The 12,856-nt window shown below is 38.0% G+C and carries 9 protein-coding genes; 3 read left to right on the forward strand and 6 right to left on the reverse strand.

The window, feature by feature from the left end; translation table 11 throughout:
- Positions 1 to 54: 54 nt before the first annotated feature.
- The 3 genes from AC07VK_RS18445 (at position 55) to AC07VK_RS18455 (ending at position 3,870) form a co-directional block, all read left to right on the forward strand.
- Entirely contained in the window at positions 55 to 1,866 is a 1,812-nt protein-coding gene (locus AC07VK_RS18445) for an IucA/IucC family protein (RefSeq protein ID WP_492962337.1), read from the forward strand.
- Between the two features lie 432 nt (positions 1,867 to 2,298).
- Complete coding sequence (locus AC07VK_RS18450) at positions 2,299 to 2,925, forward strand: M23 family metallopeptidase (RefSeq protein ID WP_492962339.1); 627 nt, start codon at positions 2,299 to 2,301, stop codon at positions 2,923 to 2,925.
- Between the two features lie 78 nt (positions 2,926 to 3,003).
- On the forward strand, positions 3,004 to 3,870 hold the full coding sequence (locus AC07VK_RS18455) for an NmrA family NAD(P)-binding protein (protein ID WP_492962341.1): 867 nt from the start codon (positions 3,004 to 3,006) through the stop codon (positions 3,868 to 3,870).
- 59 nt (positions 3,871 to 3,929) lie between these two features.
- Here AC07VK_RS18455 and AC07VK_RS18460 read toward each other — a convergent pair whose 3' ends face one another.
- The 6 genes from AC07VK_RS18460 to AC07VK_RS18485 all read right to left on the reverse strand — a co-directional run bounded on the left by AC07VK_RS18460 (position 3,930) and on the right by AC07VK_RS18485 (position 12,851).
- Positions 3,930 to 4,322 carry a hypothetical protein gene (locus AC07VK_RS18460; protein WP_492962343.1) on the reverse strand — a complete coding sequence of 131 codons (393 nt, stop codon included), beginning with the start codon at positions 4,320 to 4,322 and terminating at the stop codon, positions 3,930 to 3,932.
- A 131-nt stretch (positions 4,323 to 4,453) separates the two neighbouring features.
- Positions 4,454 to 4,771 carry a hypothetical protein gene (locus AC07VK_RS18465; protein WP_492962345.1) on the reverse strand — a complete coding sequence of 106 codons (318 nt, stop codon included), beginning with the start codon at positions 4,769 to 4,771 and terminating at the stop codon, positions 4,454 to 4,456.
- Between the two features lie 37 nt (positions 4,772 to 4,808).
- Positions 4,809 to 6,317 (reverse strand): M60 family metallopeptidase, encoded by a 1,509-nt coding sequence (locus AC07VK_RS18470; RefSeq protein WP_492962347.1) that lies wholly within the window; start codon positions 6,315 to 6,317, stop codon positions 4,809 to 4,811.
- A gap of 28 nt (positions 6,318 to 6,345) precedes the next feature.
- Positions 6,346 to 7,548, reverse strand: coding sequence for a glycoside hydrolase family 27 protein (locus AC07VK_RS18475; RefSeq protein ID WP_492962349.1), 1,203 nt, complete (start codon positions 7,546 to 7,548; stop codon positions 6,346 to 6,348).
- A 147-nt stretch (positions 7,549 to 7,695) separates the two neighbouring features.
- The gene (lacZ, locus tag AC07VK_RS18480) at positions 7,696 to 10,860 is read right to left on the reverse strand and encodes a beta-galactosidase, LacZ type (RefSeq protein ID WP_492962351.1); all 3,165 of its coding nucleotides are present in this window, start codon (positions 10,858 to 10,860) and stop codon (positions 7,696 to 7,698) included.
- Positions 10,861 to 11,156: 296 nt separating this feature from the next.
- On the reverse strand, positions 11,157 to 12,851 hold the full coding sequence (locus tag AC07VK_RS18485; RefSeq protein WP_492956105.1) for an alkaline phosphatase family protein: 1,695 nt from the start codon (positions 12,849 to 12,851) through the stop codon (positions 11,157 to 11,159).
- Positions 12,852 to 12,856 lie beyond the last annotated feature (5 nt).

The raw sequence follows: 12,856 nt of genomic DNA on the forward strand, positions 1-12,856 counted from the left end.
ATTTCACAGAGATCACAATCAACTCTGAAATAACACAAATAAAAAATTAATACTATGAATTACAACAACTTCAATCACATAAAACCCTTAAATAAAGAAATCTGGGATAAAGTAAACCGCAACTACATCGCAAAATCGATCGTAGAGTTGATGCACGAAAAATTAGCCGAACCAATGCTGATCAATACAGATGAACAAGGAAATTCTGATTTCCGCCTCACTACCGATTCTGATGAGATTTATTATACTTTTTCAGGTCAGCAACGTGCTTTAGATTACCTGCATATCGATAAACAGAGCGTCAAAAAATTTGTAAATGGTGAAAGTGTAGCCGTGAACAATGCACCTGCTTTTTATACCGAACTACAGCAAACTTTTGGCATTAAACCATTTACTTTGGCACATTTTGTTGAAGAAACCCTAAATACCTTATATGCCGATGCTTACATTCATCAAAAAGGCAGGTTAACCGCTGATGAATTAGCCAATGCTGATTACCAAACCATCGAACATCAAATGGATGGGCATCCCTGGGCCACCATCAACAAAGGACGTATCGGTTTTAACCATAGCGATCAAGGTAAATATGCTCCAGAAGCTGCTCAAAGAACACAATTGGCTTGGTTAGCGGTACATAAAACAAGAGCAGAATTTAAAAGTATCGAAAGTATTTCTCCATTTTCTTTTTATAATGAAGAACTCAGCTTAAAGCAGGTTTACGATTTTAATCAGGTATTAATCCAACAACAGTTACCACCTGAAGATTATTTTTTTATCCCAGTACACGAGTGGCAGTGGAACAATAAAATCGTATTACAACTGGCACACGATATTGCCCATAATTTAATTGTACCTGTTGGTTTAGGCAATGATGAATACATGTGTCAAAACAGCATCCGTACTTTCTTTAATGTAAGTGAGCCTAAAAAACATTATGTAAAAACGGCTATTTCGATCCTAAATACCTCGATTTTCAGGGGCTTATCGCCTAAAAAACTGGCTATTGCACCGAAAGTGACGCAATGGGCAAAAGACATGCTTCAAGGCGATGAGTATTTAAAACAGACACGTGTGGTGCTTTTGGGCGAAGTGGCAACAGTAGCCTATACCCACCCACAATACATTGAAATTCCGGATTCTCCATATCAATATCAGGAATTTTTAGGGGCCATTTGGCGCGAAAGTGCTGAAAATTATCTGTTAGAAGGTGAAAACATCATGACCATGGCGAGTCTGCTTTATGTAGATGACAATGGTAAAAGTATGGTACAGGCGTTAATCGAAAAATCTGGCCTGGATGCTGAAAGCTGGTTAAATGCCTATCTGTCTGCTTATTTAAAGCCAGTGTTAAGGATTTTTTATAAACATGCCTTTTTCTTTAGTCCGCATGGCGAAAACACCATTTTGGTGATGAAAAACGGCGTACCCGAGCGCATTATTATTAAAGATTTTGTGGAAGAAATTGTACTAACAGAAGAATCGAAAGCAAAATTACCGAATGATCTGGTAGATGTTTTAAGGGAAATTAATGATGAGCTGGCGCCTTTATTTATCCTTTCAGGGATATTTGATGCCGTTTGCAGATACCTCAGTAACATTTTCCATAGTTATGTGGGCTTGGATGAAAAACAATTCTGGCGTCAGGTGGCAGATGTGATTTTAGAATTTCAACAGGAAAATCCAGAATTGGCTCCTAAATTCCAGAAATTTGATCTGTTTGTGCCAGAATTTATCAGGGTATGCATTAATCGGGTAAGGTTGTTAACCCACGGTTATAGCGAAAGCACTGATGTTCCGGTTCCAGAGCTAATTGGTACCCTGGTTAATCCAGCAGCAGAGGCTTTGAAAGAAGACGTTTTGGCTTAGTTCGCTTTCCAAAGGTGCAGTCAGATGTTACCATCTGACTTTCGACAAATCAAAATGTTTACCAAAAATAAAATAGTGTCAGATGGCAACATCTGACACCACGAAAAGATAAATCGTCAATTGCCAGAAGGCCTTTTTAGCCGACAGCCTGTCCCGACCTTCGGAAAAGCAATCTTAATGCGCTCGCTAACAGCGATAGTTTTAATGTGCAGTCAGATGTTACCATCTGACTGTTAGGTTAATAAACGCTAATAAATTACGATTCTAAAATTATTTCGATAGTGTCAGATGGTAACGTCTGACACCACGGAAAAAAAATAAATCAGAGTTGTCAACTTTCTAACGAAAGCCTATAAAAGTTGACAACTCTTTTTAAACTATAAAAATAGTTTATACCGATAAAATCATTATCTTGCTTTATAAATCTTTAGCATGAAAACATTAGTATTTATCTTTTTATCGACACTTTTATTCGAAACCCCTACGATTGAAAAAGATCGCGATCGCTGGAAACCTTATTATACCGATACTGCTCCAGCAAAAACAGCCGACAACTGGTTTCTTCCTTTTGATGTAGCTAACCGTAAAAAAATAAATAACATCAAAATCATCAGCATTTTTGGCGATCATAGAGATAGTTATGTTAAAGGGCATATCCACACAGCTATTGATATTAACCCGACACAGCCTAAAGCAAAACTGGTTAATGTTTACGCCATGGCCAATGGAGTAGTCTGCTCTGTGCATTTGGGCGAAAACCAACGCACAATTGTTGTAAGGCATAAACTACCTAGTGGACTAACCATGTTTACTACTTACAAACATCTTAAAGAAGTGTATGTAAGCAATGGCCAAAATGTTGATCAAAACACCAAATTGGCCAGGTTATTCACCCCTCAGGAAAGTAAAAAATATGGTGGCGATTATCATCATCTTCATTTAGAAATCAGAAAAAAATTTGATGATTATGGCTGTGCAAGCTGGCTAACTTTTAATAATAAACAACTGAACGAACGGTTTTACAACCCTCAGGTATTTATAAAAGAACACATCAAATAATAACAAATTCAAAAAATACAAACTAAGCCTCTTTTTTCTTGTTGATTAAGAAAACGCTCGTAACTAAATTATCTTGTTATGTACGTAATTTTAGGTGCTTCCGGGCAGGTTGGTTCAGCGATTGTAGATCATTTATTGGCTAAAAAACTAAACGTTAAAGCAGTTGTTCATCATCCCGATAAAGCTTCATTAATTAAAGAAAAAGGTGCCGAAGTAGCTATTGCCGATGTTATGGATTTAAATTCATTAATCGAAGCTTTTAAAGGTGGTGATACCCTTTTTGCTTTAACACCTGAAACTGGAAAAACAGAAGATGTGTTAGGTGAAACAAAAACTATTCTCCAAAATTACAATAAAGCCATTAACCAGTCTTCAATTAAAAAAGTTGTCGGATTATCTTCAATTGGTGCGCAATATAATAAAGGAACAGGTAATTTATTAATGTCGTACATGCTAGAACATGCTTTTACAGATCTGATCATTCCCCAGATTTTTATTCGTCCTGCATATTATTACAGCAATTGGTTAGCTCAGCTGCCCGAAGTTAAAAAGAACGGAATACTACCTACTTTTTACCCTACCGACTTAACTTTACGGATGGCCTCACCGATGGATGTAGCTTCATTTGTAGCTGATGTTTTAATTGAAGATAGTCAATCTAAAATCTATGAAATTGTTGGACCCGAAAAACTAAGTTCTGACGATGTAGCTGCAGCTTTTGAAAAAGTATTAAATAAAGAGGTTAAAGCAAAACAAATTCCACCGAAGGAATGGAACACAACCTTGCGAAAAATGGGTTTCACACCAGATGCCAGCCAAAATTTTATTGACATGACCCAAACTGTAGTGGATGGCAAAACTGATCCTGAGCACAAGGGAACTACTGTTGTTACCTTAAAAACGCGCATTTCCGAATACTTCGAAAATGCGCTACGAGACAATTAAAATAAGTGGTTATAAATATTGTAACGTCAGAACAGAAATATCCGACGCAGCATTTAATCTTAATACGTAAATTTAGGTTTCCCATTATCGCAGGTTACCCCTTTCGGCTGTATTACCAATGCACAATCAGAATATACACCATATTTTTGATTGTAATCGGCTTGTAGTTTGGTAAATTGTTCAACCTTTTTCAGAAAAGTACTTTCATCTATTTTTACAGAATAAGCAATATAAGCTGATGCGCCTCCGCAGGCTTTAGCTCCGATAGCGGTGAATTTCCATTCGCCGGCATTTTCACAGGTAAATTGCTGAGCCGATTTTTCAATGTCCTTATAAAGCCTTTCTAATTCCGCCTGATCAACATCCTGCATGGGTTCATTGCGATCAGTACAAGCCCATATCAAACTCATTACCAGCACAATTGAAGTTAAAATAAATACCGTCCGTTTCATTTGTTTAATTTAAACTAAAACGCAAAATAAGACAGAAACGCTACATCCCTTAAGACCTATGCGGTTTAAAAACCAAAGACTTCCGGAGTTTTACCGCCAAATTTCGATTAAACTTCGGAAGTCTGGAAAGTTTAAAACTTAATTTTTAACGTGCACTTTTCTCTGGTTTCATCATTAATCAGTCCATCAGGGAGGGTAATTCTTAAACCTTTAGCGTTCTGTTTCCATTTAATGGTAAATGCTTTGTCTTCCATTGTCAACGCTTTCACTTTTAAAATGGCGGTTGACAGCGATTTAATGATCAGTTCGCCATGATTGAATTCTAAAAGCTCGATATTGAGTTCGTCTGCTTCACCAGAATAAAAAATAATCGGGTTAACCTCATAAATATGAAGTTGATTTCCACTTTGTTCGTTTGTGTTTAAAGCAATTTTTCTACTTACTGCCATTACAATTTAGTTTGAGTTAATTAAAAATGGCTTACAGTTAGTTTACTGGTGGAAAATTATAAGGCTTCCATGTACGAAGCACGCTCAGTTCTTTCTGTGTTTCTTCACTTATGCCTACACCCCAGGTATTAAAAAACGGGGCTAAATTTCTTTTCACCACATTAGAATACGTTTTTACCCATAAATCGCGTTTTTGCTGATCGTTTAACCTGCCTATGCTTGGTCCGATTTTTTGGTATTCTTTAAAAAACGCTTTAAAACTTTCCCAGCCAAAGCCTTCCTGCATCTGGCGGAACATGATCAATCCTAAAAAGGCATCACTTTTCCATTTTTCATAACCCGCACCTTCGGCAAAATATTTTTTCATCATTTTTTGCGTATTTGCACTTGATACTCCTGTATGCGAATCATCCCGTCCGCCCATTAACCTATCGAACATATAAATTGAAAAGAAGTTATTGCTCACCTCGGTAGTGCCACCAAAAACCCAGTTCAAGTTTTGCATATTGTGACCAATTTCGTGAAAAAAGCCCCAATTTGCACCTCCCTTACTTGGTTTCATCAATAACTCAGGGTTGGCCATAATTTCGTTCGAGAGCATTTTTCTCGATGGTGAATGGTGGATCATGATCGGATAGCCACTGTGCATATACCCTCCGCCAATATGTTCATCTGGCACCATCCGTTGGGCCCTATAAAACGGTGCTGGCATATTGGCCAGATCCAGCTCTCCAAGTACAACTAAATCCCATAGCTTTAATACTTCTTCAGGATTTTTGATGGTTTGCAATACACTATCAGGTAAGGTCAAAATTACATTTTCAGTGGCCATTTCGCCCCAAGGTGCTTTATTGTTTTTTAATTGACTCTCCCAATCGCTTTGCGTGCTTTTGCCCAATACAAAAAGTGGAGCTGCAACAGCATGGCTGATTTTGAAATCAATTTTTCTACTTTCGGCCTTAGGTTTAATATTAATGTAAATCAATCCACCGAAAGGTGATGCTAATCTGTTTTTACCAATTACCAATTGCTGTTTTTTGGTGATAATGGGCATCCTGCGCCAATCTTCCTTGCCTGCTACCCAATAGTTTAAGCGATCACTATGCGCACCGATCTGCACTTCAAGTTCGTTTACATTGGTGTTTTTGGGTACATCGATCTCAATGTACTCACCAGCTTTCGCATATAAACCTGTACTGTACATGGTCGCGTTATCGTAACCAGAGTAACCTAGGGTAGATACAATTGAGACTAAGCTATCGGCCATTTTTTTATGCTCGATGCTGACCGTTTTATTTACAAACTGAAAACCTGTCTTTACTGTTCCTGGAAAAACCTCAGCTGAAGGTTGGGCTTTGATACGCTTATAATCGCTACTTTTTAAGGTTTCATCGCTCCATTTGGCAATGGCCTTTCTAAAAACCGTGTCGTTTTTTGAAAGTGTGTGCTGTGGTGTAATGACAATTGTTGCGGGGTCTTTTACTGCATCTTGAGCAAAGGAGGTTAAGCCAGTAGCTACTAATGCAAGAGATAATAATGATTTCATTTGTGTTTGGTTTGTTGTTATTTAGGTGTTATATTTTTTTTAGGCGGAAAACCTTCGTTTCGTGAGCAGTTACTTTACCATTCCACTTGTTATTTTTGCCAATTAATTTATGTTTCCATAAATCCCTGATTTCGTATTTATTGGTCAGCCCTAACTCGGCAAAGTTTATTTTTGCATTTTGGGCAGATACCGATTTATTCAAAATCGCTATGGCGAAATCGCCATTGGCCAAAGGGCGAACAAAAACATCCCAGATATCGGTTTTGATTTTTCTTTCGGCCTGTTTTCCCAAAACATCCTGGTTTAATGCAATTATTTCTTCGTTTGTAAAAATGGTCTTTGCCTCATTATCCATTTTACGGATATCGCAACTTGCATATAATGGCGAATTAAGCATACTGTACAAACTCATTTGGCTTTGATATTCAGCTTGGGTACAACCATTGCCATTAAAAGCCGACGAAGGACCTTTTGTACCGTGTAAGCCTGCCACTAACATATCTCCGTCGTTCCATTTACCTGGACCAGAAAAACTTGCCAATGCGGCTGTTTTATCAACAACGTTATAAATACCTACTCCACCTTTACCTTCTACATCATTCCACTTGTCTCTGATATCGTAAGTAGTACGCCAGCTTTGTCCACCAACCTCTGCACCCCAGTTCCAGGGTTCTCGTGGACCCCATTCGCAGATTCCCAATACAATATCTCTACCCGATTTGCGAAGCGCCTGGGCTATTTTACCATAACGGGCTTTAGCAGTTTCAACATCCTCTGGAGCATTGCAATAGTCGTATTTTAAATAATCGATTCCCCACGAAGCAAAAGTTTTGGCATCCTGATCTTCGAAGTTTAAACTTGCGGTATAACCAGCACAGGTTAAAGGGGCAGCATCAGAATAAATACCCAATTTCATTCCTTTGCTGTGCAGGTAATCGGCCAGGGCTTTAATGCCTGAAGGAAATTTCTTTGGGTCGGCAATGATTTTGTTTTTATTATCGCGGCCACCTTGCCAACAGTCATCTAAAAAAATATACTGATAACCTGCTTTCACCATTCCACTGGCAACCATTGCATCGGCCATTTCTTTAATATCTTTTTCGTTCGGGTTTTCGGACATAATATTCCAGCTCATCCAGCCCATTGGAGGTGTAGCAGCTAGTTTTGATTCTTGTGCAAAGCTAAGTTGAGAAAACAGCAACAAGCTAAAGCAGATTTTGATAAGTTTCATTTTATTTTGGTTAGGTAATGTTAGTTTGATTAAAAAAGAACGGTCGTCATTCTCACGAAGGTGGGAATCTTAATGCTTTTGGTTTAAGATTCCCAATCAAGTTGGGAATGACGAGTCGCCTATATTTTTTTAATAGCCTTTGACAGCTTATTTAATCGGTTTGATATAATAGCTGTACTGGTAATCTTTAAACGGGATTTGGTATTGGATTAATGGCATAGCGCCCCAACTATCGATCCCTTGAACACCTAATTGCTGCATATCCATGTGTATATAAATCTGGTTGCGTTTTACCAATTCGCCAGAGTGATATTGTTTTTTCTCAGCCTCCGGATCTAAATCTTCTACCGAATATGGCAACGCATTAAAACTCAATAACTGATCTGCAAATTCGAAGCGTAAACCTTTACCAGCTTTATTGGTAAAAGTTACCCAACGTACGTCGGTTTTATTACCACTTTCTTGTGGACGTGCATAAGGAAAATACTGATCAGCAACTGTTGATTTATAAATTCCAATTAATGATGCTGTTTTTCTATCTACATAATTTTCACCTGGTCCACGACCATACCATTGGATATTGCTGTAATCATTTTTCAGCTGCAGATCGTTACCAATACGCATTAAACTTTTGTAGTTGCCTGTTACGGCTTTAAACTGGTTATTCACTTTAACTGTTCCATCGGTTAATACATTAAATTCTTGTGTGGTTTCTGCATCACCTTTAAGTAGGGACGATTTAACGGTTAGGGTAAAGCCATCAGCGGTTGAATTTACAGTTGATTTAATGTTACTTGTACTGTTATCCTGATAAACATTACGCCACATACGTAATTTGGTATTTAAACCTGCACCAATATCATTGTCGGTTGGTGCACGGTAAAAGCCTGGTTGTAAACCTGAAGCCAATAATTCTTGCCCTTTAGAAATATAGCTTATTAACATTCCTTTAGTTAAATCGAAAGTAATGGTAAAATCGCTTCCTTTAACTACTGCTTTTTCTGCTGTTTGCTCAACTTTTAAAGTTTTCTTGTTGTTGGTATAAACATTGGCCTTAGGCGCTCCCGCCAATGCGATCTGCTCGTAAGCAATTTCATAACCTTTTTCTAAAAATGGTTCAGCTGTTTTTAAGCGGTAATGCACATTTAAGAAATATTCCTTGCCTGCAGCATAATTCGTTTTAAATGGTATGCTTAATAGCTGTGTTTGGCGCGGACCAATATTCAGGTTACTTACCACACCACTTTGAATCACTTTTCCATCTTCAACCAATTCCCAGTTTAATTGTACGTTGCTAATATCTTTAAAGAAATAGCTGTTGTTTATATTGATCTGGTTGGTGCCGTTAAAAGTAGTTTTAATATATTGATGTACTTTTTTCAATTCTACGGCCATTGGCGTCATGCCGCGGTAGGCGGTAACCACACCCTTTACGCAAAAATCGTTATCGCTAAAGTTTTCGTCAACCGGGCCACTTAGCGGAAAATCGCCACCATAAGCCATGATGCGTTTACCATTTTTAACGGTATCAATCGCCTGATCTATCCACTCCCAAACAAAACCGCCCTGCAGTTTGGGGTTGTTCTCAATGGCATCCCAATATTCTTTAAAATTACCCAAACTGTTACCCATAATGTGGGCATACTCGCTCATGATAAACGGGCGTGTTTCTTTATCCTGTTTCGAATAACGTGGCAGATAATTTGGAGAAGGATATTGCGGAACAATCATATCGGTATTGAAATCGCTCTCTGCCCTTTCGTACTGTACCGGACGGAAATCTTTTCCTTTAAGCCATTGATAAGCCTCGTAAAAGTTAACACCATTACCGGCTTCGTTACCTAACGACCAGGTAATTACTGATGCATGGTTTTTATCACGCTCGTACATTCTGGTAATGCGCTCAAGATGAGGAATACGCCATTGTTTATCGTTGGCAAAAGTAGTTTCCAAACTGTAATAACGACCATGCGATTCGATATTGGCTTCGTCTATTACGTACAAACCATATTCATCGCAAAGTTCCATCCAATAAGGATCTGGCGGATAATGAGAATGACGAACTGCATTCACATTCAGTTTCTTCATCATTTCCATATCTTTCTCCATATCGGCATGGGTTAAAGTATGGCCCTGCGTGGCATTGTGTTCGTGTCTGTTTACTCCTTTTAAAAATACACGTTTACCATTAACCAATAAATCGCTCCCTTTAATTTCTACCGAACGGAAGCCCACGCGCTGTGGAATTACCTCAATTATTTTATTGTCTTTATCTTTTAAAGTGATGTAAAGCGTATATAAATAAGGAATTTCTGCCGACCAGTTTTTTACATTACTGATCTGTGTTTTAAAAGAAAGACTGGTTTTATAATTGCCCAGCACTTTTTGGATTGTGGTGGCATCTTTCCAAACATGAGTTCCTTTGGCATCAACTAAATCAAGTGCTACGTAAAAACTATCTGGGCGGCTGTGGTTGGTGCGCTGATCGATTTTATAATTTTCTACCGCTAAATCTATATTTAGCAATCCATGGGTGTAAGTGGCATCCAAATTTCCAATAACTTTGAAATCGCGGATATCTAATTTTGGCGTAGAATATAAATAAACCTCACGCTCTATTCCCGATATGCGCCACATATCCTGGCATTCTAAATAGGTACCATCACTCCATCTGTATACCTGTAATGCAATAGTATTTTCTCCAGGTTTAACATATTTGGTAATATCGAACTCCGCAGCCAGTTTACTATCTTCGCTATAACCTACTTTTTTACCATTTACCCAGATATAAAAAGCTGATTTAACAGCGCCCAGGTTAATAAACACCTGTCTGCCGCTCCAGTTAGCCGGTATATTGATTTTCTTCCGGTACGAACCTACCGGATTATTATCAGCAGGAATATCAAATGGAGGATTCATTCTGGCTCCGGTTAATTGTCGGCCAGCAAATTCGTAAGGCTGGTTTACATAAATTGGAAGCCCGTAACCATTCACTTCCCAGTTGGCAGGTACTTTAAAATTATCCCAGCCTTTATCATCAAAATCTACCTTATAAAAATCTGTAGGTCTTTTGCGCGGATCCTTTACCCAGTTAAACTTCCAGCTACCATTTAATGATAAAAAATATGCTGATTTTTCTTTAGCTCTTTTAGTTGCCAAATCCTGGTTTTCGAATGCAAAAGCCGATGCCCGCATAGGCAAACGGTTTACCGAAACCACTTCGGGGGTTTGCAGTTCGGAGGGCAGCTCTTGTGCGCTGATTTGCCCGGCAATAAATAATGATGTTAATAAAATGGTTAATTTTCGCTTCATGCTGTGTGTATAATTTTGTTTGTTGCTCCAAATTACTGATGATTAACTGATAATGATGAAAATGTTTTAGCGCAAACGTTTGAGTTTTAAATATGTTACCGAGGAGTTAATTTGTAAGCAAATTGAATTACAATTTTTATGTTGGGGTAGTTAGCAGCAATTTTTCACCATTAAGCAGTTAAGTAAATTAAGTTCTACGGGCTAAGATGAAGTTTACTGCATATAGTTACCCCCTAAAACAGAAAAAACCCTTTGCCTCCGTAAGGCGGCAAGGGGCTCACTAACAAAACTAACTACTATTTTAAAAATTCTATTTCAAAGTTTTTAAGGTAAGTTTTACCATCAAAACCAAAATCAGAAAGAATATTTATTTTCATCCAATATAAAGTAAGTGCAGAAACGTCACTCACTGTTGATGGAATGGATAATGTTGATGTTACAGGTTCTACAGCTGTACCAGGAGGATACAAAGCCCCTAAATTTGCCCAACTATACAAACCTGAAAGGGCCATATTATAACCACCAGGAGCCTTATTAAAGAAACTACCCTCTGCACCCTCATCCATTGGCCAAAAACCAATTAGATTTGCGTAATTAGTATGTTTGGTAATATCTTTTAAGCCTAAATTGCTTTTAATAGTTGCCTCACTTAAAGCTGAATTAAAATAAGCTAAATTAGCACCATAAAAAGATGTAGGCGTATCATTATCACCAGTTCTATGGCCTACTCTAAATCCTTCTGTTGTGCTTAAACTTTTTCTGCCAGTAATATTTAATGCGGTTGCATTTTGACGCTTATCATCTATGTACATAATTAAGTTTCTTGTTGTTGAATTGATGTATTCAACCGTCATGGTTAAGGTATGCCAATCTGTTCCGGGAGAATCTGTCGATGATACATCTTGTTTTCCGCCACCTCCATTCAAAGTTCCTCCAGTAGTAATTACCCACTTGCCTCCAGGATAAAGTGCCCACTGCCAACCTGTAATTGACTGACCACTTAGATTAGTACTCTTACTAAAAAAGCTCGAGTAGCCACTTGGAACTGAATTAAATTTCACATCCATCTGCACCGTAAAACTTTTTGTTTCGCCAGCATCGTAAAGGTTATTGTCATTAGTTAAAGTAGCTCTTCCAGTAGCATTGTTGAATAAAACTGGGTTAAAACCTGTTTTCTTTAGTTCATAAGGTTTAAATGCAGGATTATACACTAATGTAAAACCATTAGTAGGGTTGTCGCTACTACCACCGTGATTGCTGGTTATAATGACAAGCCAATCTTCATTTGAATAATTTTTTCTGGCTTTCAGTGCAGTCATAATATTACCAACATATTCATCAGCCTTTATTATGGCATTTTTGTAATTCGCATTAGTGGCGAGGTATCCACCGTTAGCTCCGGCAGCCTCTACTTCTCTTAAATTAACCGCCATTGTACCTAAATTTGTTTGGCTATTCAAGATGCTTATCGTGCTGTCTTTAACCGCAAGGTCGGTGGTTACCACTGGAGAAAAATCGGCATTACGCATATAATTGCGCAAATTAGCCCAAGGTGTAACTAAGGCTGTTTTAACCGCTTTGTACTGTGTTACATAATCAAATACATTACGGTAAGATACAATCGGCGCATGATCATCTCCATTTGGATCTGCAACCCGTTCGAAATTATCGCCACTGATTTGGTGTTTTGAAAAACCTGTGCCTGTTAGCAAAGAAACCCAACCTGCAGCATCAGATGCTGTTTTTAAGGTATTATAGGTGTACTTTGAGTTTTTTTGTAATTCGGTAATATTAGTAGGTGCTACGGCTTGCAACTCAGACCCAGTTAATCCATCAATACTGATAATTAATACCTTACGCTGTAAACCTGTTGATCTTTTTAGGTCTTCGTATACTGGTGGCGGGTTATCGTACTTTTTACAGCCAGAATAAATTAAGACGCTTAGAAGGCCCAATGAAAGGACTTTAAAAATTTTATTATCTAATCTCATGATCT

The organism is Pedobacter sp. GW821-FHT01D05, assembly GCF_059422505.1.

Bases quoted from the DNA above. Each gene is read 5' to 3' on its own strand.
- AC07VK_RS18460 (WP_492962343.1), bottom strand. From the start codon at position 4,322: ATGAAACGGACGGTATTTATTTTAACTTCAATTGTGCTGGTAATGAGT.
- AC07VK_RS18470 (WP_492962347.1), bottom strand. From the start codon at position 6,317: ATGAAATCATTATTATCTCTTGCATTAGTAGCTACTGGCTTAACCTCC.
- AC07VK_RS18465 (WP_492962345.1), bottom strand. From the start codon at position 4,771: ATGGCAGTAAGTAGAAAAATTGCTTTAAACACAAACGAACAAAGTGGA.
- AC07VK_RS18485 (WP_492956105.1), bottom strand. From the start codon at position 12,851: ATGAGATTAGATAATAAAATTTTTAAAGTCCTTTCATTGGGCCTTCTA.
- lacZ (WP_492962351.1), bottom strand. From the start codon at position 10,860: ATGAAGCGAAAATTAACCATTTTATTAACATCATTATTTATTGCCGGG.
- AC07VK_RS18455 (WP_492962341.1), top strand. From the start codon at position 3,004: ATGTACGTAATTTTAGGTGCTTCCGGGCAGGTTGGTTCAGCGATTGTA.
- AC07VK_RS18475 (WP_492962349.1), bottom strand. From the start codon at position 7,548: ATGAAACTTATCAAAATCTGCTTTAGCTTGTTGCTGTTTTCTCAACTT.
- AC07VK_RS18450 (WP_492962339.1), top strand. From the start codon at position 2,299: ATGAAAACATTAGTATTTATCTTTTTATCGACACTTTTATTCGAAACC.
- AC07VK_RS18445 (WP_492962337.1), top strand. From the start codon at position 55: ATGAATTACAACAACTTCAATCACATAAAACCCTTAAATAAAGAAATC.